Raw genomic sequence first — 20,192 nt, 5'->3', positions numbered from 1 at the left:
TTTACGCTGGCACGGTGATGGAGAGCGGGAAGGTGCAGCGCACGCATAACCCGCCATCTGTGCAGTTGCTGAGCGAGATGCTTCCTTGGTGTTGCTCGATGGCGCGCTTGGCTATGGCCAAGCCCAGGCCATAGCCAACCTGCTCCGAGTGGCTTGTGCCATGGACGCGGTAGAAGGGCTGGAAAACCGATTCCAGTTCAGTTTCCGGCAAGCCAGGGCCGTGGTCGCGGACTTCCACCACCAGGGATTGCTCATTCTTGGCCATTGACACCTCAATGGCTTCACCCGCGCGATTATATTTAAGCGCATTGCGAATAATGTTTTCAAAGGCGCGGCGCAGCAGTTCATCATGGCCACGCAGCAGCACTTCACTTTCAGCGTGAAATTGGATATTGCTGCCAACTGCCTGGGCTTCGAAATTGGCATCCTGCACAATTGTTGCCAGTAAATCATTCAGGTTGAGCTTTTCACTGCTTTCGCTGCTGATGCCTGACTCCAATCGCGATAGCGTCAGCATCTGGCCTAGCAGCTCATCCAGTCTTTCGGTTTCGCGCTCGATGCGATCCAAGGCGGAAGCCAGCTTGTCTGGCTGCTGTTGCGCTAGTCCTACGGCTAGGCGCATACGGGCCACCGGCGAGCGTAGCTCGTGCGAGACATCATGCAAGAGCAGGCGCTGCGCATCCAACAGGGTTTGCAGACGAGTAGCCATGTAGTCGAAATCTTCGCCGAGTTCTGTCAGTTCATCGTTGCGGCCATTCAGTTCAGGGCTGACGCGCGCGCTCAGGTCTCCCTCGGCAAGCTTGCGGCTAGCCTTGCGCAACAGCTTGATTGGGCGGCTCAGGTAGAGTGCAAACCCGGCGCTGAAGAGCAGGCTGGCAAGTAGCGCGATGAATATCTGTAGTTGCAGGCTGTAGCGAGGGCGGGGTGGCCCGGCGGAATCTGCGCTGGTAGCCGGGATAAAGAGAATGTATTGATTGCCGTCACTGGCCTGTACGCGACGCACGCTGGGGATGGGCGGTGAGTGATCCAGTGCCTTGATCGCCTGTTGCAAGGTCTCCGGCGGAACGGTGCGGCCGAGGAGATCCTGCTGTTGCTGGTTGATCACCAATACAGTCGGTGTCCGATGTCCAGGCCAGTTGTCGAACAATCCTCTCGCTCCGGCTTCCCCGCCGTACTCCAGGGCATTGGCAGTGATGCCGACCACGAAATCGGCCCTGCGATCCTGCAGAAATCCATCATCCCCCACGGGAGATTTTTCATTGAGGTAAATGGCGCCGCCGACCCCGGCTACTGTTACCAGCAGGGTCAGGGAGAAGCCGAGAAATATTTTCCAGAATAGCTTGCCCATGGAATTGTCCGTTTGATCCTTTATCTTTAGCCTGCAATGAACTGGTAACCCACGCCACGCACGGTCTGGATGGGGGAGCGGCCGTCGTCCAGCGGCCCCAGCTTCTGGCGCAGGTTGCTGACATGCACGTCTACGCTGCGGTCATAGCGGGTTTCCGGCCGCCCCAGCGCCTGGGTGAAGAGGTCGGCCTTGCTGACCACGCGGCCCGCATTGCGGGCGAGCACTTCCAGCAGGGCATATTCGCTGGAAGTGATGTCCAACGGCTGGCCCTTCCATTCAATAATGCGTTCAGAAGGGTAGATGGCGATCTTGCCCACGCGGGTGATGTTGGAGGTGTTCTGGCTTTGCAGCGCTTCATCACGCACCGCGACGCGACGTTGGATAGCGCGCAGGCGCGCTACCAGCTCGCGCGGGTTGAATGGCTTGGAGAGATAGTCGTCTGCTCCCAGCTCCAGTCCCACGATACGGTCGATCTCGTCACCCTTGGCGGTCAGCATGATGACCGGTATCTGGCTGCTGGCGCGGATCAGCCGCAAGGTATCGAAACCATTGAAACGCGGCATCATGACATCCAGGACGACCAAGTCATATTCGCCGGACAGCGCAAGGCGCGCGCCTGTTTCCCCATCGTGGGCAATCGACAGGTTGAAGTCTTCCGCTTCCAGATATTCTCCCATCATCTGGCAGAGTTCGACATCATCATCAATGAGCAAGAGACGCAGCACGTGGTTTACCTTTCACTTTTTTCCTGATGTTGCAGACTGCATTTTGCCGCAGGCTGGGAGGATGAATCCGGCATCTTACAAACTTTTACCCACCATTACACCGATTTGACCGAAGCCAACAAACATTTCACGGTGATTTGAATCATAGTATGCAGACAAGCTTGATTTGTCTTTTATCACCAACCCACATCAATACAAGGAATCTTTATAAATGATTAAGTCACGTAAATTACTGGTTTCCACCTTAGTCCTGGCTTCTTCCCTCATTGCCATGAGTGGTGTCACCTCTTATGCAGCCTCGGGCCATGATGGCGAAAAGTGCAAGGGAGACAAAAAACATGCGAGATTCAGCGGGCACCATGGTTTTTCTGAAGGACGTTTCCTGGAGCATAAGCTAGGCAAGCTCAATCTGAGTGAAGACCAGCAAGCCAAGGTTAAGCAGATCGTTGAAAAGCAGAAGCCGTTGTTTGCAGAAAAGCGTCAGGCATTGCAGACTTCATTCAAGGCGCTGGCTTCAGCGACCGCAACTGACCAATATGACCAGAAAAAGGTAGAGGCGCTGGCAGGGGAGCAGGCTAAGTTGCAGGCGGATTTGCTGGTGTTGCGCAGCAATGCCATGCATGAAGTGTATCAGGTGCTGACGCCGGAACAGAAGCAGAAATGGGGTGAGTTTCAGAACAAGGACCGATCCAAACGCCATGACAAGGCCTAAGCAGGCTGCGTGATCAAGCCCTGTTATTTGGTTATATCAGGCAAATAAAAAGCCCGGTTTGCAGCCGGGCTTTTTCATGCTTGCAAATGGCTTGTCTCAATGGAGATATTCCCTGATGGCAGTCGATACCAGCGGATGCAGTCCGCTTTCTGCTTGGTCATGGTCAGCGAGATGCTGCATGATCTGTTGCCGCATTTGCGGTGCCCAGAAGCGTTGCAAGTGGTTTGCAATCTCTTTTTTTGCTTCTTCCTGATTGGGATAGGAGAGAAAAAATTGTCCGATCTGGTTTGCCATGGTGACCAGGTGCGTGATATTCATGCTCATGCCAACTCCTTGTGTAACAAACGTTCTGCGCCGCTGTAAACGACGTGCTGCTCCTTGCGCGCAAACCCGACCAGCGTTAGGCCGCAGCCTGTTGCCATGCGGATGGCCAGCCCGGTGGGAGCAGAAATGGCTACCAGCATGGGAATATCTGCGCTGGCAGTTTTCTGCACCATTTCGTAGCTGGCCCGGCTCGAGGTCAGGACGAAGCCCTCGTGAGGCAACTGTTGCCGCGTGATGGCGCCAATCAGCTTGTCCAGCGCATTGTGGCGGCCTACATCTTCCCGCACCAGCAATACCTTGCCATTGACGTCAGCCCAGGCTGACGCATGCGTGGCGCCTGTCCGTCCTTGCAGGGCTTGCTGCGTTTGCAATTCCCTTTGCGCGCGATAGATGGCATCGGCGTCAAAGGTAATCTCAGGCCCTTGTATGCGGCGGGGCATCCTGATGGCCTGCTCCAGGCTTTCCGATCCGCATAGGCCGCAACCCGTGCGCCCGGCCATGCTACGCCTGCGCTCCTTCAGGTGGACGAAGTGTTCGGTAGCGATTTCCATCTGCAACTCGATACCGTTGACCCGCTCGACGATTTCAATGTCATAAAGGTCGCTAGATTTGGACAATATGCCTTCGCAAAGCGAAAAACCCAGCGCGAAATCCGTGAGGTTATCCGGGGTCGCCAGCATGACGGCATGCGAGATGCCGTTGTAGATCATGGCAATCGGGACTTCTTCTGCAACCTGGTCCTGTCGCTCCCGTAGCTCGCCGTGCTCGTATTTGAGCACGGTTACGCAACTATCGGTGGTATCTGGCGCTATCAAGAGTTCTGCTGTTTTCATCCTTATTCCGTGTGGGCTTCATGATGATGATGGACTAGGGAGATCTGGTCGTGGCTGAATTTTTGGTATTTTTGCTGCCATTCCGACATTTGCGATACGCGGTTGACCTGTACGGCAGTCACCTTGAATTCAGGACAATTGGTTGCCCAGTCCGAGTTATCGGTCGTAATGACATTGGTGCCTGAACCCGGATGGTGGAAGGTCGTGTACACCACACCAGGCTGCACGCGTTCTGTGACCTTCGCCCTCAGTACGGTGTCGCCGGCGCGGCTTGTGACACCGACCCAATCCTTGTCCTTGATACCGCGATCCTCTGCGTCCTGTGGGTGGATTTCCAGCACATCTTCAGGGTGCCAGGCGACATTATCGGTACGGCGCGTCTGAGCGCCAACATTGTACTGCGAGAGTATACGACCAGTAGTGAGGATGAGCGGATACTTGCCGTTCACTTTTTCCGAAGTCGGCACATATTCGGTGATCATGAAACGGCCCTTGCCGCGGACAAATTCATCGACGTGCATGATCGGTGTGCCGTCGGGATGATCCTCGTTGCATGGCCACTGGATGCTGCCCATTTCTTCCAGTCGCTTGAAGCTGACGCCATGGAAGGTAGGGGTCAGGCGCGCAATTTCATCCAGGATTTCCGAAGCATGATTATATTTCATGGGGTAACCCAGCGCTTCGGACAGCATGACGGTGATTTCCCAATCCTCGTAGCCGTTCTTTGGCGTCATGACACGGCGCACGGGCGAGATGCGGCGCTCGGCGTTGGTGAATGTTCCGCTTTTCTCAAGGAAGGAGCAGCCGGGCAGGAACACGTGGGCGTACATCGCGGTTTCGTTGAGGAACAAATCCTGGACGATGACGCATTCCATGGAAGCGAGCGCCTTGGTGACGTGCTGGGTGTTGGGGTCGGATTGCGCGATGTCCTCCCCTTCGCAATAGAGCGCCTTGAAGCTGCCGTCAATGGCAAAGTCCAGCATATTGGGAATGCGCAGGCCGGGTTCAGGATCCAGCGTCTTACCCCATGCTGCCTCGAACTGGGCGCGGGTGGCATTATCCGACACATGGCGGTAGCCGGGGAACTCGTGCGGGAAGGAGCCCATGTCGCAGGAACCCTGGACGTTGTTCTGGCCGCGCAATGGGTTGACGCCTACGCCTTCGCGCCCGATATTGCCGGTCGCCATGGCCAGGTTGGCAATCCCCATCACCGCGGTGGAGCCTTGGCTGTGCTCGGTCACGCCCAGGCCATAATAGATTGCGGCATTGCCGCCGGTAGCGAACAGGCGGGCGGCAGCGCGGACATCGGCAGCAGGCACACCGGTGGCTGCTTCCATCGCTTCGGGGGAATGCTCCGGCTGCGCGACGAATTCACTCCAGTACTGGAAGGATTCATCATCACAACGTTCCCGGACAAATGTTTCGTCAACCAGGCCTTCTGTCACGACTACATGCGCCATTGAGGTAATCATTGCGACATTGGTGCCGGGGCGCAGCTTGAGGTGGTAATCCGCCTTGAAATGTGGGCCGGATACCAGGTCGATGGCGCGTGGGTCGATAATGATGAGCTTGGCACCCTGGCGCAGGCGTCGCTTCATTTGCGAGCCGAAAACAGGGTGGCCATCGGTCGGGTTGGCGCCCATGACCATGATTACGTCGGATTTCATGACGGAATCAAATGTCTGGGTGCCCGCGGATTCACCCATGGTCTGCTTGAGGCCATAGCCGGTGGGCGAGTGGCAGACGCGGGCGCAGGTGTCCACATTGTTGTTGCCGAATGCTGCACGTACCAGTTTCTGCACCAGGTAGGTTTCTTCATTGGTGCAGCGGGATGAGGTAATGCCGCCGATGGAGTTGCGGCCATATTTGGCCTGGATGCGCTTGAGCTCGCTGGCAGCGTAGCTGATGGCTTCCTCCCAGCTGACTTCCTGCCATGGGTCGTGGATGCTCTTGCGGATCATGGGTGTTGTGATGCGGTCGCGGTGGGTAGCGTAACCCCAGGCGAAGCGGCCCTTGACGCAGGAGTGGCCATGGTTGGCGCCGCCATTCTTGTCCGGCACCATGCGCACTACCTGTTCACCCTTCATCTCGGCGCGGAACGAGCAACCGACGCCGCAGTAGGCGCAGGTGGTGATGACGCTGTGCTCGGGCTGACCATGGTCAACCACGGTTTTTTCTATCAGGGTCGCAGTGGGGCAAGCTTGCACGCAGGCGCCACAGGAAACACATTCCGAGTCGAGAAAATTGCCGAAGTTGCCCGCTGCTACCTTGGAATCAAAACCTCTGGATTGAATGGTGAGCGCGAACGTGCCCTGGGTTTCTTCGCAGGCCCGGACGCAACGCGAGCAGACGATGCACTTGGACGGTTCGAACTGGAAATAGGGATTGGATATGTCCTTGGGCGCATCAAAGTGGTTTGCGCCTTCGTAACCATAACGTACTTCGCGCAGCCCCACGGCGCCAGCCATGTCCTGCAGTTCGCAATCGCCGTTCGCCGAGCAGGTAAGGCAATCGAGCGGGTGGTCGGAGATATATAGCTCCATCACGCCCCGGCGGATATCAGCGAGTTTTGGCGTCTGGGTGCGCACCTTGAGGCCTTGGTCCACTGGTGTGGTACAAGAGGCGGGATAGCCGCGCCTGCCTTCGATCTCGACAAGACAAAGCCGGCAGGAGCCGAATGGCTCCAGGCTATCTGTGGCGCAAAGTTTTGGAACGCTGATACCAGCTTCCATGGCGGCACGCATGATAGAAGTACCCTTGGCGACTGTCACTTCTATGCCGTCAATTTCCAGCGTAACCTCTTCTGTAGCTGCGCTGATTGGGGTGCCGTAATCTACTTGCTTGTCCATCACTTTCTCCTCGTGACTCTACTGCGGCAAATCTCCGTCTTGTTATGAATTGGACGGATGATTGATGGTGAATGTTCAGTTCATGCTGCGCAATCTTTCTTGCTTAAGCCAAAATCCTCGGGGAAATGGTTGAGCGCGCTCAATACCGGGTAAGGCGTCATTCCGCCAAGGGCGCATAGCGAACCGTTCAACATGGTGTCGCTCAGGTCGCGCACCAGCGCAATCTGTTGCGCGTGTTCTGTTCCAGCCATGATCTTGTCCATGACTTCCATGCCCCGGGTGGAGCCGATGCGGCAAGGCGTGCATTTGCCGCAGGATTCGATGGCGCAAAACTCGAAGGCATAGCGCGCCATCTGCGCCATATCCACCGTGTCGTCGAACGCCACGATGCCGCCATGACCCAATACAGCCCACAGCTTGCCAAATTCCTCATAATCCAGCGGCGTGTCGAACTGAGATTCAGGCAGGTATGCGCCCAGCGGGCCGCCGACCTGCACAGCCTTGATCGGCCTGCCGGTAGCGGAGCCACCGCCGTAGTCATACAACAATTCGCGTAAGGTGATGCCAAAGGCTTTCTCGATCAGGCCACCGTGCTTGATATTGCCTGCAAGTTGAATCGGCAGTGTGCCGCGCGAGCGGCCCATGCCATAGTCGCGGTAATACATGCTGCCTTTATCCAGGATGATGGGCACGCTGGCGAGCGAAATGACGTTGTTGATGATAGTCGGCTTGCCGAACAGGCCGGAAATGGCGGGCAATGGCGGCTTGAACCTGACCAGGCCGCGCTTGCCTTCCAGGCTTTCCAGCAGTGCGGTTTCTTCGCCACATACATAAGCGCCGGCCGCGCGGCGCACTTCCAGGTGAAATTCATGCTTGCTGCCAAGAATATTTTGGCCAAGATAGCCAGCGGCGTTGGCATGCTGGATGGCTTCATTCAGTGCGGCAATCGAATGCGGGTATTCAGAACGGACGTAGATATAACCCCGGGTTGCGCCAACGGCGATGCCGGCAATGGTCATGCCTTCAATCAGCACGAAAGGGTCGCCTTCCATGATCATGCGGTCGGAAAAGGTGCCGGAGTCGCCTTCGTCAGCATTGCATACCACATATTTTTGCTCGGCTGGCGCATCCAGCACGGTTTTCCATTTGATGCCGGTAGGGAAGGCGGCGCCACCGCGGCCGCGCAGGCCGGAATCCGTGACTTGTTGCACGATGTCCTGCCGGGCCATGGTGATGGCGTTGCGCAGGCCCTTGTAGCCATCGTGGGCAATATAGTCCTGCAATGAAACAGGGTTGATGACGCCGACGCGGGCAAATGTCAGGCGCTCCTGATTTCTCATCCAGGGCAGTTCTTCGGTCAGCCCGAGCCTGAGCGCATGCTCGCCGCCCTGCAGGAAACCTGCATCGAACAGGGAGCTGACCTGCTCGGGCGTTACCGGACCATAAGCGATACGGCCTTGCGGCGTGGAGACTTCCACTAACGGTTCCAGCCAGAACATACCGCGCGAGCCATTGCGCACGATGTTGAGCGGGAGCTGACGCACGGCGGCTTCCCTGGCAATGGCTGAGGCCACTTGTTCGGCGCCCAGGGAGAGGGCGCTGGAGTCGCGGGGAATATAAATCGTCGTCATGAGTTGACCTCCCTTGCTGATACGATCAGGCTCTCCACCTGCTGTGCGCTGACGCGACCAAATATCTGGTCATCCAGCATGACGGCAGGGGAACAGGCGCAGTTGCCCAGGCAATAGACCGGCTCCAGCGTAATGGCGCCGTCACTGGTGGTTTCGTGGTAGTCGATGCCCAGTGCAGACTTTACGTGAGATTCCAACGTGTGGCAGCCCATGGCTTGACAGGATTCAGCGCGGCAGACTTGCAGGATATGCCTGCCGGGTGGATGAGTGCGGAAATGATGATAGAAGGCCACTACCCCATGGACCTCTGCGACAGAAAGGTTGAGCGCTTTCGATATCAAGGGGTAGCACTCTTCCGGGATATAGCCTAAATCGTCCTGAATCGCATGCAGCAGAGGCAGTAATGCGCCAGCCATGTGCCGGTGTGATTCAATATGCGATTCAATGCGTGCCAATTGGTCATGCATCACTCTCTCCTCGAATCCATACACAATACAAATCAAGCGATGGTTTTTAGGAGATGGTACGACTGATATACCACTTTGTACATACTCAAAAGGGATAATTAGCTTGGGTTAACTTTTTGTAATGAAAATCATTATTGCTTGATTCTGATTTGTCAGGTGAGCTGGGACAGGGGAGAGTGAGTGGTATATTGAAAACTGGAGTAATTTTCTGATGAGGGATCATTAAAAATGGCACTGGAAGTGCCATTTTTAATTTGATTTAAAGAAAGGGAATAGCGGTCAGGAAACATCGAATATTTTGCCCGGATTCATGATGCCGTTCGGGTCGAACACTTTCTTGAGTTCGCGCATATAGCCGATCTCGACCGGGTCGCGGGTGTAGGCGAGGTAGTCTTTCTTGGTCATGCCGACGCCGTGTTCGGCGGAGATCGAGCCGTTGTATTTCTGCACGGTATCAAAGACGAATTGGTTGACCACTTTGCATTTCTCGAAGAATTCGTCCTTGGTTAAATTGGCTGGCTTGAGGATGTTGAGGTGCAGGTTGCCGTCGCCGATATGCCCGAACCAGCAGACTTCGAAATCCGGGTAGTTGGCGGCAACGATGGCATCAATGTCGGCGATGAAGGCTGGCACGTGGGTGATCAGCACGGAAATGTCGTTCTTGTACGGCGTGAACGGCGCAATGGTTTCGGAGATGCCTTCGCGTAAATGCCATAGTGCCTGTGCCTGGGCTTGCGATTGGCTCATGACGCCGTCGAGTATCCAGCCTTGTTCCATGCAGTGCTCGAATATCTGCATGGCGTCGTCGACCACGGCCTCGAAACGGCCCTCGAATTCGAGCAACACATATAACGGGGATTCGGTCTCGAATGGACGTGCCGCATGACCATGGGCCAATACTTTCTCCAACGCTACCTGGTTGAAGAACTCGAAGGCGGTGAGGTCTATGCGCTGCTGGAACGCGTGCAGGATAGGCATGACGGCGGCGAAGTCGGGCACGCTCAAGACCAGCACCTTGAGGTCTTGCGGCGCGCGCGTGAGCTTGATTTCGGCCTCGGTGACGATGCCCAGCGTGCCCTCGGAACCGATGAACAATTGGTGCAGCGCGTAGCCGGTGGCGTTCTTGATCATGCCCTTGTTGAGGTGCAAGATGTCCCCCTTGCCGGTGACTACAGTCAGTCCCAGCACCCATTCGCGCGTCATGCCGTAATGGATGACCTTGATGCCGCCCGCGTTGGTGCCGATATTGCCGCCCATCTGGCTGGAGCCTGCCGCGGCGAAATCGACCGGATAATACAATCCTTGCGTCTCGGCGTATTGCTGCAATTGCTCTGTCACCACGCCCGCCTGGATATGCACGAGGCGGTCAGCTGGCAGAAAGGACAGTACCTTGTTCATGCGGTCCAGGCTGATAACAATTTCGCCGTTGGCAGCGACTGCTCCGGCAGAAAGCCCGGTGCGCCCACCACTGGGCGTGACGGGAGTGTGGTATTTGTTGGCCAGCTTGACGATGGTCTGCACTTCCTCGGTAGTGCCGGGAAAGACGATCACGGACGGTTTGGGCTCGAAATGCTTGGTCCAGTCAACCCCCCAGTTCTTGAGGCTGTCCTCGTCGGTCCTGACTCTTTGCTCGCCCACAATGGCTTGCAGTTTTTCCAGTAAAGCTGGAGGAAGGCTGGCGGGTGCATTCATTGAACATTACCTGTGAAAGTGATCGAAACCTGGTATAAAACCGCCCACTGCTTGAAAGTGTGCGGGCCTTGTATTTTATCAGTTTTTACAATCGCTATTGATTTATAATCTCATTTTCATCTTTACTTGGCGCAAGGTCATTTATCCATTGTTTCACAAGGGTTTAATGAGCCTGCTGATATGCTAGGATAATCGACTTCACGCATTTTCCCGGAGCTGTAATGACGCAACAACTTTCCCTGCCCAAAGACAAAATCCGCTTTTTGCTGCTTGAGGGCGTACACCAGAATGCGATCGAGGTGCTGCATGCCGCAGGCTATCACAACATTGATTACCGCAAGACCGCCCTGGATGAAGATGCACTCATTGAAGCTATCAAGGATGTGCACTTCGTCGGCTTGCGCTCCCGCACCCAGATCACCGGCAAGGTGCTGAATGCCGCCAACAAGCTTATCGCGATTGGCTGCTTCTGCATCGGCACCAACCAGGTGGACCTGGCAGGCGCGCTGGAGCGCGGCATCCCGGTATTCAATGCGCCGTATTCCAATACACGCTCGGTCGCGGAGCTGGTGCTGGCCCAGACCATCTTGCTGTTGCGCGGAATTCCCGAGAAAAACGCGCTGGTGCACAAGGGCGGCTGGACCAAGTCTGCCGAAGGCTCTTATGAAGCACGTGGCAAGACACTGGGCATTGTGGGTTACGGTTCTATCGGCTCGCAATTGTCCGTGCTAGCGGAAAGCCTGGGCATGCAGATAATCTATTTTGACGTGATCGCTAAGCTGCCGTTGGGCAATGCACGCCAGGTCGCCAGCATGGAAGAGTTGTTGTCGCAGGCCGATGTGCTATCGCTGCATGTTCCTGAGCTGCCTTCCACCATGAACATGATGCGTGCGGAGGAGTTTGCCCAGATGAAGCGGGGCAGCATCTTCATCAATGCGGCCCGCGGCACCTGCGTGGACATTGACGCGCTGGCAAAAGCGCTGGAGAGCGGACACCTGGCAGGCGCTGCAATAGATGTATTCCCGGCCGAGCCCAAGAGCAATGACGAGGAGTTCCTGTCTCCGTTGCGGGCTTTTGATAATGTTATTCTCACTCCGCATATCGGCGGCTCGACCCAGGAGGCGCAGGCCAATATTGGTATCGAGGTGGGTGAGAAATTTGTGCGCTACTCCGACACTGGTTCCACCATCACGGCGGTCAATTTTCCTGAAGTCTCGATCCCGCAACGGCCTGGCACACACCGCCTGCTGCATATCCACCGCAATGTGCCGGGCGTGCTATCTGCCGTCAACGCCTTGTTCGCGCGCAATAACATCAATATTGCAGCGCAGAGCATGATGACCAAGGGGGATGTCGGATACTTGATCATGGATGTAGAAGCGTCCGCTTCCGATGCCGCAATCGAGGCATTGCAGACGGTGGAAGGCACTATCCGTACTCGTGTGCTTTATTGATCATGTAAAATGGCGTGCTTGATGCATGCCTGTGAGCCTGTGATTGGATTTTACAAACCCTTGGCTTTTGCCAGGGGTTTGTTGTTTTTGGAGTGAATATGAAGTAAACGATCGCTAGCTTGTGCTAGGTGAAGGATGAATGCAGCAAAGCCCAGAGTACTTTGGCTTTGCTGCATTCGTCTTGGTTATGGTTTACATCCCTACGTAATTCGGGCCTCCGCCGCCTTCCGGCGTGCGCCAATTGATGTTTTGCAGCGGGTCCTTGATGTCGCAAGTCTTGCAGTGAATGCAGTTGGAGGCATTGATTTGCAGGCGTGGCGTGCCTTCGGCGGTGACGATCTCGTACACGCCTGCTGGGCAGTAGCGCTGTTCCGGCGCATCGTATTCAGGCAGGTTGACGTGAATCGGGATAGACGGGTCGCGCAATACCAAATGGCAGGGCTGGTCTTCCTCATGCATGACGTTGGTGAGGTAAACCGAAGATAGCTTGTCGAAGCTCACTACGCCGTCAGGTTTTGGATAGGCGATTTTGGGGCTGGACGCTGCGGGCTTCAGGGTTTCATGGTCGGCCTTGCCGTGTTTGAGCGTCCAGGGCGTGGTGATGCCGAACGAGGCCAGCCACATTTCAAAGCCCCCGTACATGCTGCCAAGGATGTTGCCGAAGCGCGACAGGGCGGGCTTGACATTGCGCACGGCCTGCAGATCCTTCCATATCCACGAGTTGCGGACTTTTTCCGGGTAGCTTTCCAGCGTGGCGCCGAATGTTTCCTGCGCCAGGGCTTCCACCACGGCTTCTGCCGCGAGCATGCCCGACTTCATGGCATTGTGCGAACCCTTGATGCGCGGCACGTTCATGAAGCCAGCGGTGCAGCCGATCAGCAAGCCGCCAGGGAAGGCCAGGCGCGGGATGGATTGCAGGCCGCCTTCGGTCAGCGCGCGTGCGCCATAGCTTAGGCGCTTGCCGCCTTCCAGCAGCGGGCGGATGGCGGGGTGGGTCTTGAAGCGCTGGAATTCGTCGAACGGGCTCAGGTGCGGGTTGCTGTAGTTGAGGTGCACCACGAAGCCGATGGCCACGGTGTTTTCCTTGAGGTGGTAGATGAAGGAGCCGCCGCCCGTGCTGTTGTCCAGCGGCCAGCCTTGCGAGTGCATCACCAGGCCGGGCTTGGATTTCTCCGGCTCGATCTGCCAGATTTCCTTGAAGCCTATGCCGAACTTCTGCGGCTCGGACAGGGCGCGCAACTGGAAATGCTCGGTGAGGTTCTTGGTGAGTGAGCCGCGCGCGCCTTCGGCAAACAGGGTGTAGTGCGCACGCAGTTCCATACCCAGCGCAAAGCCCGGCTTCTCGTTGCCTTCCTTGTCACGGCCCATGTCGCCGGTGATCACGCCCTGAACCACGCCAGCCTCATCGTAGATGACTTCGGCGGCGCTGAAGCCGGGGTAGATTTCTACGCCCATGGCTTCCGCCTGCTCGCCCAGCCAGCGGCAGACGTCGCCCAGGCTGACGATATAGTTGCCGTGGTTGTTCATGAGCGGCGGGATCAGCTTGGCGGGAATGTCGAAGCTCTTTTCCTTGCCCAATAGCAGGAAGTGGTCGTCAGTGACGGGGGTGTGGAGCGGGGCGCCTTTTTCCTTCCAGTCGGGAATCAATTCATTGAGCGCGATCGGGTCGATCACGGCGCCCGAGAGGATATGCGCGCCTACCTCGGCGCCTTTTTCCAGCACGCAGACGTTGATTTCGCGCTCCTGCTCCAGCGCCAGTTGCTTGATGCGGATCGCGGCGGAAAGCCCGGACGGGCCTGCGCCGACGATCAGTACGTCATAATTCATTACATCGCGTTGCATGCTAAAACCTTCATGGAATATACGGTATGTTGATTTCGTCGCTGCGCTGCACATGCTGTGTCAGCAGGCGACAGTGATTCAAAAATGTACGCACGGCAGCGGTTTGATATTTCTTTTTATGCCAGACAAACATGAACTGGCGCTTGAGGTCCAGCTCCGGGGTAGCAATCGCTACCAGGTTGCCACGGGCAATATCATCCCTGAGCGCCAGCCGGGAAATGCATCCCAGGCCCAGTCCGGATTCGACTGCACGCTTGATGGCTTCGGTGTGCTCCAGCACCAGCCTGACATTGAGCTGCGACTGGTAATGGCGCAAGGCATGGTCAAATGCTTCGCGTGTGCCCGAGCCGTCTTCGCGCAGCACCCAGTTTGCCTGCAGCAACTCCGCCAGCGTTGCTGAGCCTTTGTTGGCGAGCGGATGTTTGGGTGAGCAGAACACGATGAGTTCGTCCTCGACCCAGGGCTCGACCTCAAGGTCGGGATGATGGCAGTTGCCTTCGATAAGCCCGAGGTCTAGATCATACTGCGCTACCTGCTGCATGATCGCGGTGGTGTTCTCCACGTGCAATTGTACCTGGCAATCCTGGTATTGCTTCATGAAAGAACCGATCAACAGGGTGGCGAGGTAGTTGCCGATCGTTAAAGTCGCGCCGACTTTTAATAGGCCAAAGGCGGATTTTCCCTGTAAAATACTCTCGATTTCAGTAGCGCGATCGAGCACTTCTGCTGCCAGGGGCAGCAGACTGCGTCCAAGTTCGTTGAGTTTCAGCACTTTACCCATGCGGTCAAACAGTTTGCAATCAAACTGTCGTTCCAGTTCGGCGAGTGCGGTGCTTGCTGCCGATTGAGACAGTGATAGCGCTTCTGCTGCCCGGGATACATTCTCCAGACGAGCAATGGCAACAAACACTTCTAGTTGTCTTAATGTATGCTTCATCTGAGAATGATTCTCATATCTATATTGTAGATATATGATATAGTAATAATTGATTTAACAGATATTCTACCGCTGATTAAAATATGCGGCAAATGATGGAGTGAGAACACAAATGAAGGTGTTAGTAGCTGTAAAACATGTGGTTGATTACAACATCAAACCACGCGTTAAACCGGATGGTTCGGATGTGGATATCGCTGGCGTGAAGTTGAGCATCAACCCGTTTGACGAAATTGCCGTGGAAGAAGCGGTGCGCCTAAAGGAAAAAGGCGTGGCGACAGAGGTGATCGCTGTCACCATCGGCAAAACCAATAGTCAGGACAGCTTGCGCCACGCGCTGGCCATGGGTGCCGACAAAGCCATCCTGATTGAAACCGATGTGGAAATGCAGCCTCTGGGCGTTGCCAAGCTGCTCAAGTCCGTTGTCGAGCGCGAGCAGCCGCAACTGATTATCCTCGGCAAGCAAGCCATTGATGATGACCTCGGCCAGACCGGCCAGATGCTTGCTGCGCTGGTCAATGTCGGTCAGGGCACGTTTGCCTCGGTGCTGGACATCAAGGGCGATGAGATTGAGGTGACGCGCGAGGTTGATGGCGGTACCGATGTGGTGGCGCTCAAGCTGCCAGCCGTGGTGACTACCGACCTGCGTTTGAACGAGCCGCGCTTCATCAAGCTGCCCAACATGATGATGGCAAAGAAGAAGCCGATCGAAACCATCAAGGCCGCCGACCTCGGCATTGATTTCAACCCACGCCTTAAACAGGTCAAGGTCGCCGATCCTGAGCCACGCAAGCCTGGCATCAAGGTGGCAAATGTGGCTGAACTCGTTGAAAAACTACGTCTTGCGGAAGTCATGTAATGAGCATCCTGATCCTCGCCGAACACGACGGCAAACATATCAAGCAATCCACACGTCAGGCAATCACTGCTGCTGCCGCATGGCAACAGCCAGTGCATCTGCTGGTGACAGGTTTCAATAATGCAGAAATTGCCAGGGAAGCTGCGGCAATTGCCGGGGTTGCCAAAGTGCTGCAGGCCGATGCGGCCCAGTTTGAACATGCCTTGGCGGAAGATGTCGCAGCTTTGCTGGTGCAGCTTGGGCGTGATTACCAGGTCATTCTGTCTGCGCATACTGCGTTCAGCAAGAGCGTATTGCCGCGTGTGGCGGCCTTGCTGGATGTCGGCATGATATCCGATGCTATCCGCATTACCGCGCCTGCCACCTATGTACGCCCGATTTATGCTGGCAACGTGTTGGCTACCGTGGAAAGCAGCGATGCCATCCAGGTCGTGACCATACGCTCCACCTCTTTTGCAGCCGCAGGTGCTGGCGGTGTGGCCGAGATCGTGGCAGTGGCCGCGCCTGCCGCTACCGGCTTGAGCCGCTGGGTCAAGGAAGACAAAGTCGTGTCCGACCGCCCCGAGCTTTCTTCCGCGCGCGTGGTGGTATCCGGTGGCCGCAGCCTGGCCGAGCGCTTCAATGAATTGCTCGAGCCGTTGGCGCACCACTTTGGCGGCGCGCTGGGCGCAACCCGCGCGGCGGTCGATGCAGGTTTTGCCCCCAATGATATCCAGGTGGGCCAGACAGGTACTATCGTTGCCCCTGATCTGTATTTTGCCATCGGGGTTTCCGGTGCCATGCAGCACCTGGCTGGCATGAAGGACAGCAAGATCATCGTGGCGATCAATCATGATCCCGATGCGCCGATTTTTCAGTATGCCGACTTCGGGCTGGTGGCCAACCTGTTCGATGCCATCCCTGAACTGACTACTGCGTTGAAGCAGTAAAATTAAAAAAACCGAGAGAATAGAATCTAAATGAGTGCATTTAATACCGAGAAAGTGTTAAGCGTCAGGCACTGGAACGACAGCCTGTTCAGCTTCACTACTACCCGCAATGACGCTTTGCGTTTTGAGAACGGCCAGTTCGTCATGATCGGCCTGCAAGTTGATGGCAAGCCGCTGATGCGTGCCTACAGTATCGCCAGTCCCAACTACGCGGAACATCTGGAATTCTTCAGCATCAAGGTCCCCAATGGCCCGCTGACTTCCCGCCTGCAGCACTTGAAGGTGAACGACGACTTGCTGGTCAGCCGCAAGCCGACCGGCACTTTGTTACTCTCCGACTTGAAGCCAGGCAAGCATCTTTATCTGCTTTCCACCGGCACTGGTCTTGCTCCTTTCATGTGCTTGATCCAGGATCCTGAAATCTACGAGCGTTTCGAAAAAGTCATCTTGGTGCACGGTGTGCGCCATGTGAACGACCTGGCCTATGAAGACTTCATCACCAAGGAGCTGCCGGAAAACGAATTTTTTGGCGAGCAAATCAAGAACCAATTGATCTACTACCCAACTGTGACTCGTGAAGAATTCCGCAACCAGGGCCGTCTGACCGATTTGATGGAAAACGGCAAGCTGTTCCAGGACATCGGCCTGCCGCCGCTCAATCCCGAAACTGACCGCGCGATGCTCTGTGGCAGCCCGCAAATGCTCATTGACACCTGCAAGGTGCTCGATAACGCAGGCCTCAAGATTTCCGAACGTATCGGTGATGTCGCGGATTATGTGATCGAACGGGCGTTTGCCGAGAAGTAAATCGCTTACCTCCGAAGAAAGTAAAAAAAGCTTGATGCAACGCATCAAGCTTTTTTTACTTTATAGCCTTGCTAAATGACAACTGAGATTGGATGGGAATATCTTTCCTTGACATCGCCGCACTCGCTCCTTGATCAAGGCACCGGATACCTGGGCGGCCCCGGCGGCGGTCGGCGGCGTTGCGAATCCAGGTAGCGCATGTCGCCATCGCCGAAGAATTCCTTGATCAGGAAGTCCTCCAAGCCGGCGCTGTCTTCCATGCGCGCGGACAATACCACCACGCGGCCCAGTTGTCTTGATTCCCAGTTGAAGTCGCCGCTGTAGTGGCGGCGGATCAGTTCTATCATCTTGCGCACGGTGGCGCGCTGGATGTCTTCCCCGGCTTTGGCTTCGATCTGGAACACTTCGCGCTTGGCGGTGCTGAAGTCGTTGATCCAGCCGCGGAACTCGAAGGTCGAGGTGTAGTTGCTCATGCTCATGATGCGGAACACGCCGCTGGCCCCGGAGGATAGATTTTTCTTGATGGCTTCATCGCGTTTTTCCTCATCCGAGAGCGAGCGGCTGCCGGATTCGCGCTGGGCGCGCTGGTTTTCCATCATCGCGGCATAGTTGTTGTCGGTCGCGCTGCGGTATTCGCGCATGGCCTGCATGTAGGAGGCCATGTCGGCATATTGCGACGGGTCTGGCGGTTGCGGGCGTGAAGGCGTTGGTGCAGGCGCAGGCTGGGGCGCTGGCTCAAGTTTTTCGACCGGTTGCGGGACGGGTTTGTCCTTGCCGGTGATGACTTTGGGCGCCTGCTTGCTTGGTTGCCGCGCTGGCTTGGGTGTCGGCGTGGGTTTGTCCACTGCCGGAGGAGGCGGCGGGGATGCAGGCGGGGGCGCCATCTCGGGTTGCGGCTTTTGCTCGGGCCTTGCCAGGCTGACGACCAATTCTTTCTGTCCGCCCGCTTGGTCCGATTCCTCGCCCTGATCCAGGGTCGGCATGACAAAGCCGAAGAATAGGGCCAGGTGCAGGATGAGCGAAAAAACCAATGCATACAGCGTGCGGCGGCTGATACGAAATTCGATGTATTGCTCCCGGTTGGCAGGGGTTTGCCAAGGGATATCCGGGGATTCTGGCTGTGAGACCACCTTGCCGGTATGGCGCGCAATCAATGCGGTGATATGGCGGAACAGGCGCGGTGCGGCCAAGGTGAGTGTAGTCCTGGAGTGATGGTGGATTTGTTAGTTGGGGTTGAGACGGGCCAATGAGCGGTTGACAGCGATATAGGAACCCAGCCAGCCCAGCGCGATGGCACATACGACTACACCCAGGCTGATTTCCCAGCCGGGTAACACTAGGATGAAGCTGCTGCCATAAAGTTCTGCCAAATCTGCCACCGAGAGGTTAAAGATTGTAAGGATGCCGTTGACGAATGCCAGCGCCAGCAGACTGCCGCCAAGGCCATATAGGGTGCCTGCATAGAGGAAGGGGCGGCGAATGAAGCCGTCGGTGGCGCCGATCAGTTTACTGACCTCGATTTCCTCGCGCTGGGTGGCGATCTGCAGGCGGATGGTATTGCCGATGATGGCAACCAGCGCGAACCCGAGCAGGCAGGAGAGTACCAGCACAGCCTTGTTGCCGAGTTGCAGCAGCGCATAGAGGCGTTTGGCCCAATCGGCATCGACCAGCACATGCTCCACGTTAGGCCATTCCTCGATTTCACGCTGTAACTGGGTGATGGCATCGGGCGCATGGTCCTTGGGTTCGATGAAGAAAGCATCCGGCAAAGGATTGGTTTCCAGTTGGCTGGCGACGGATTGTATTTCCCGCATTTCCTGCCAGGCGGCTTCCTTGCCAATAAATTGCTGTTTGGCAATGCCTGGATGCTGCCCCAGTTTTTTCTTGAAAGCTTCAATGGCGGCAGGTTCCGTATCCAGCTTCATGAATACGCTGATCTGCGGCTCGTTTTTGACCTGGCCAGCAAGCTGGTTGAGGTTGTCGATCACGACATAGAGAATGGTCGGCAGGCTGAGCGCGATACCGATGATGCTCCAGATCATGATCGTGGAGAGTTTGTTGCGCAGGATGCGTGAGAGAACAAGCCGCCATACCTGGGTGTGCTGGTTGATCCAATGTTTCATGAGACTGTCAGTTTTCCATGGTCGAGGTGCAGCAGCTTGGCCGGAATGTTCTGGATACCATGCGTATCATGCGTGGCAATGATGACTGTGGCGCCGACCTGCTGGAATGCACGGAATAGCGTCATGATGTCGGTGGCGTATTGCTCGTCGAGGTTGCCCGTGGGTTCATCGGCCATCAGGATAGCGGGCCGGCTGACGACGGCGCGCGCAATGGCCAGGCGCTGCTGCTCGCCGCCCGAGAGGGTGATCGGCATGGCCTTTTCCTTGCCCAGCAGGCCGACCTTGTCGAGCGCGGCGCGAATGCGCTTGCCGGCCTCGTGTCCGGTAATGCCGTTGATATAGAGCGGCAGCGCGACATTCTCGAAGCAGTTGCGGTCATACAGCAGCTTGTGATCCTGGAACACCAGGCCAAACCTGCGGCGCAGATAAGGCAACATACGTGGGCGCAGCTTGCTGATATTCTGGTTGCCGATCAGGACCGTGCCGCTGGTAGGGCGTTCTATTCCGGCCATGAGCTTGAGCAGGGTGCTCTTGCCTGCGCCGGAGTGCCCGGTGATAAACACCAGCTCGCCAGCGGCGATTTCAAAACTCACATTGCGCAGGATATCGTCGCTGCCGCGGTAGCGCTTGTTGACCTGGTCGAAACGTATCATGCGTGAG

The 20,192-nt window shown here is 56.3% G+C and carries 18 protein-coding genes; 5 read left to right on the top strand and 13 right to left on the bottom strand.

The features are described 5' to 3' along the window. Position 1: 1 nt before the first annotated feature. Together V7Z75_RS05950 and V7Z75_RS05945 are read right to left on the bottom strand one after the other, a co-directional pair. Positions 2–1,348 (bottom strand): sensor histidine kinase, encoded by a 1,347-nt coding sequence (locus V7Z75_RS05950; RefSeq protein ID WP_334107702.1) that lies wholly within the window; start codon positions 1,346–1,348, stop codon positions 2–4. 26 nt (positions 1,349–1,374) lie between these two features. After that, complete coding sequence (locus tag V7Z75_RS05945) at positions 1,375–2,073, bottom strand: response regulator transcription factor (RefSeq protein WP_334107701.1); 699 nt, start codon at positions 2,071–2,073, stop codon at positions 1,375–1,377. A gap of 211 nt (positions 2,074–2,284) precedes the next feature. On the opposite strand from V7Z75_RS05945, the gene V7Z75_RS05940 reads away from it, so the two are divergent. After that, a complete protein-coding gene (locus V7Z75_RS05940; protein WP_334107700.1) occupies positions 2,285–2,785 on the top strand; it encodes a Spy/CpxP family protein refolding chaperone in 501 nt (166 codons plus the stop codon). Between the two features lie 96 nt (positions 2,786–2,881). Here the strand turns inward: V7Z75_RS05940 and V7Z75_RS05935 are convergent, their stop codons facing one another. The 6 genes from V7Z75_RS05935 to V7Z75_RS05910 all read right to left on the bottom strand — a co-directional run bounded on the left by V7Z75_RS05935 (position 2,882) and on the right by V7Z75_RS05910 (position 10,581). Next, entirely contained in the window at positions 2,882–3,109 is a 228-nt protein-coding gene (locus V7Z75_RS05935; RefSeq protein ID WP_334107699.1) for a formate dehydrogenase subunit delta, read from the bottom strand. Then, a complete protein-coding gene (gene fdhD, locus V7Z75_RS05930; RefSeq protein ID WP_334107698.1) occupies positions 3,106–3,942 on the bottom strand; it encodes a formate dehydrogenase accessory sulfurtransferase FdhD in 837 nt (278 codons plus the stop codon). The genes V7Z75_RS05935 and fdhD overlap by 4 nt, the downstream gene beginning before the upstream one ends. A 2-nt stretch (positions 3,943–3,944) precedes the next feature. Continuing rightward, entirely contained in the window at positions 3,945–6,791 is a 2,847-nt protein-coding gene (gene fdhF, locus V7Z75_RS05925) for a formate dehydrogenase subunit alpha (RefSeq protein WP_334107697.1), read from the bottom strand. Between the two features lie 80 nt (positions 6,792–6,871). After that, on the bottom strand, positions 6,872–8,422 hold the full coding sequence (locus V7Z75_RS05920; protein ID WP_334107696.1) for a formate dehydrogenase beta subunit: 1,551 nt from the start codon (positions 8,420–8,422) through the stop codon (positions 6,872–6,874). Further along, positions 8,419–8,889 carry a formate dehydrogenase subunit gamma gene (locus V7Z75_RS05915; protein ID WP_334107695.1) on the bottom strand — a complete coding sequence of 157 codons (471 nt, stop codon included), beginning with the start codon at positions 8,887–8,889 and terminating at the stop codon, positions 8,419–8,421. Before V7Z75_RS05915 ends, V7Z75_RS05920 begins: the two co-directional genes overlap by 4 nt. Positions 8,890–9,168: 279 nt before the next feature. Continuing rightward, positions 9,169–10,581, bottom strand: coding sequence for an FAD-binding oxidoreductase (locus V7Z75_RS05910; protein WP_334107694.1), 1,413 nt, complete (start codon positions 10,579–10,581; stop codon positions 9,169–9,171). A gap of 221 nt (positions 10,582–10,802) precedes the next feature. Between V7Z75_RS05910 and serA the strand changes: the two genes are divergently transcribed. Then, positions 10,803–12,035, top strand: a complete 1,233-nt coding sequence (gene serA, locus V7Z75_RS05905; RefSeq protein ID WP_334107693.1) for a phosphoglycerate dehydrogenase — start codon at positions 10,803–10,805, stop codon at positions 12,033–12,035. Positions 12,036–12,227: 192 nt separating this feature from the next. On the opposite strand, the gene V7Z75_RS05900 is transcribed toward serA, so the two are convergent. Both V7Z75_RS05900 and V7Z75_RS05895 read right to left on the bottom strand, forming a co-directional pair. Further along, the gene (locus V7Z75_RS05900; protein WP_334107692.1) at positions 12,228–13,877 is read right to left on the bottom strand and encodes an electron transfer flavoprotein-ubiquinone oxidoreductase; all 1,650 of its coding nucleotides are present in this window, start codon (positions 13,875–13,877) and stop codon (positions 12,228–12,230) included. A gap of 10 nt (positions 13,878–13,887) precedes the next feature. Then, on the bottom strand, positions 13,888–14,814 hold the full coding sequence (locus V7Z75_RS05895) for a LysR family transcriptional regulator (RefSeq protein WP_334107691.1): 927 nt from the start codon (positions 14,812–14,814) through the stop codon (positions 13,888–13,890). Positions 14,815–14,926: 112 nt separating this feature from the next. Between V7Z75_RS05895 and V7Z75_RS05890 the strand changes: the two genes are divergently transcribed. Genes V7Z75_RS05890 through V7Z75_RS05880 form a run of 3 tightly spaced genes read left to right on the top strand, consistent with a single transcriptional unit; the run spans position 14,927 to position 17,409 of the window. Beyond that, complete coding sequence (locus V7Z75_RS05890; RefSeq protein WP_334107690.1) at positions 14,927–15,673, top strand: electron transfer flavoprotein subunit beta/FixA family protein; 747 nt, start codon at positions 14,927–14,929, stop codon at positions 15,671–15,673. Beyond that, positions 15,673–16,602 (top strand): electron transfer flavoprotein subunit alpha/FixB family protein, encoded by a 930-nt coding sequence (locus tag V7Z75_RS05885; RefSeq protein WP_334107689.1) that lies wholly within the window; start codon positions 15,673–15,675, stop codon positions 16,600–16,602. Before V7Z75_RS05890 ends, V7Z75_RS05885 begins: the two co-directional genes overlap by 1 nt. Positions 16,603–16,632: 30 nt before the next feature. Continuing rightward, entirely contained in the window at positions 16,633–17,409 is a 777-nt protein-coding gene (locus V7Z75_RS05880) for a ferredoxin--NADP reductase (RefSeq protein WP_334107688.1), read from the top strand. A gap of 134 nt (positions 17,410–17,543) precedes the next feature. Here V7Z75_RS05880 and V7Z75_RS05875 read toward each other — a convergent pair whose 3' ends face one another. Genes V7Z75_RS05875 through ftsE form a run of 3 tightly spaced genes read right to left on the bottom strand, consistent with a single transcriptional unit; the run spans position 17,544 to position 20,185 of the window. Continuing rightward, positions 17,544–18,599 (bottom strand): hypothetical protein, encoded by a 1,056-nt coding sequence (locus tag V7Z75_RS05875; protein ID WP_334107687.1) that lies wholly within the window; start codon positions 18,597–18,599, stop codon positions 17,544–17,546. Between the two features lie 33 nt (positions 18,600–18,632). Then, complete coding sequence (gene ftsX, locus V7Z75_RS05870) at positions 18,633–19,532, bottom strand: permease-like cell division protein FtsX (protein WP_334107686.1); 900 nt, start codon at positions 19,530–19,532, stop codon at positions 18,633–18,635. Next, positions 19,529–20,185, bottom strand: coding sequence for a cell division ATP-binding protein FtsE (ftsE, locus tag V7Z75_RS05865; protein WP_334107685.1), 657 nt, complete (start codon positions 20,183–20,185; stop codon positions 19,529–19,531). The genes ftsX and ftsE overlap by 4 nt, the downstream gene beginning before the upstream one ends. Between the last annotated feature and the right edge of the window lie 7 nt (positions 20,186–20,192).

The organism is Methylobacillus sp. (assembly GCF_036844465.1).
Lineage (GTDB): Bacteria > Pseudomonadota > Gammaproteobacteria > Burkholderiales > Methylophilaceae > Methylobacillus.
Note: the sequence above shows the minus strand (reverse complement) of the source record. Positions and strands in the feature narration are given on the sequence as shown.

What these genes read in the sequence shown, in the direction of transcription:
- V7Z75_RS05950 (WP_334107702.1), bottom strand. Translation starts at nt 1,348, where the DNA reads ATGGGCAAGCTATTCTGGAAAATATTTCTCGGCTTCTCCCTGACCCTG.
- V7Z75_RS05940 (WP_334107700.1), top strand. Translation starts at nt 2,285, where the DNA reads ATGATTAAGTCACGTAAATTACTGGTTTCCACCTTAGTCCTGGCTTCT.
- V7Z75_RS05935 (WP_334107699.1), bottom strand. Translation starts at nt 3,109, where the DNA reads ATGAGCATGAATATCACGCACCTGGTCACCATGGCAAACCAGATCGGA.
- fdhD (WP_334107698.1), bottom strand. Translation starts at nt 3,942, where the DNA reads ATGAAAACAGCAGAACTCTTGATAGCGCCAGATACCACCGATAGTTGC.
- fdhF (WP_334107697.1), bottom strand. Translation starts at nt 6,791, where the DNA reads ATGGACAAGCAAGTAGATTACGGCACCCCAATCAGCGCAGCTACAGAA.
- V7Z75_RS05920 (WP_334107696.1), bottom strand. Translation starts at nt 8,422, where the DNA reads ATGACGACGATTTATATTCCCCGCGACTCCAGCGCCCTCTCCCTGGGC.
- V7Z75_RS05915 (WP_334107695.1), bottom strand. Translation starts at nt 8,889, where the DNA reads ATGCATGACCAATTGGCACGCATTGAATCGCATATTGAATCACACCGG.
- V7Z75_RS05910 (WP_334107694.1), bottom strand. Translation starts at nt 10,581, where the DNA reads ATGAATGCACCCGCCAGCCTTCCTCCAGCTTTACTGGAAAAACTGCAA.
- serA (WP_334107693.1), top strand. Translation starts at nt 10,803, where the DNA reads ATGACGCAACAACTTTCCCTGCCCAAAGACAAAATCCGCTTTTTGCTG.
- V7Z75_RS05900 (WP_334107692.1), bottom strand. Translation starts at nt 13,877, where the DNA reads ATGCAACGCGATGTAATGAATTATGACGTACTGATCGTCGGCGCAGGC.
- V7Z75_RS05895 (WP_334107691.1), bottom strand. Translation starts at nt 14,814, where the DNA reads ATGAAGCATACATTAAGACAACTAGAAGTGTTTGTTGCCATTGCTCGT.
- V7Z75_RS05890 (WP_334107690.1), top strand. Translation starts at nt 14,927, where the DNA reads ATGAAGGTGTTAGTAGCTGTAAAACATGTGGTTGATTACAACATCAAA.
- V7Z75_RS05885 (WP_334107689.1), top strand. Translation starts at nt 15,673, where the DNA reads ATGAGCATCCTGATCCTCGCCGAACACGACGGCAAACATATCAAGCAA.
- V7Z75_RS05880 (WP_334107688.1), top strand. Translation starts at nt 16,633, where the DNA reads ATGAGTGCATTTAATACCGAGAAAGTGTTAAGCGTCAGGCACTGGAAC.
- ftsX (WP_334107686.1), bottom strand. Translation starts at nt 19,532, where the DNA reads ATGAAACATTGGATCAACCAGCACACCCAGGTATGGCGGCTTGTTCTC.
- ftsE (WP_334107685.1), bottom strand. Translation starts at nt 20,185, where the DNA reads ATGATACGTTTCGACCAGGTCAACAAGCGCTACCGCGGCAGCGACGAT.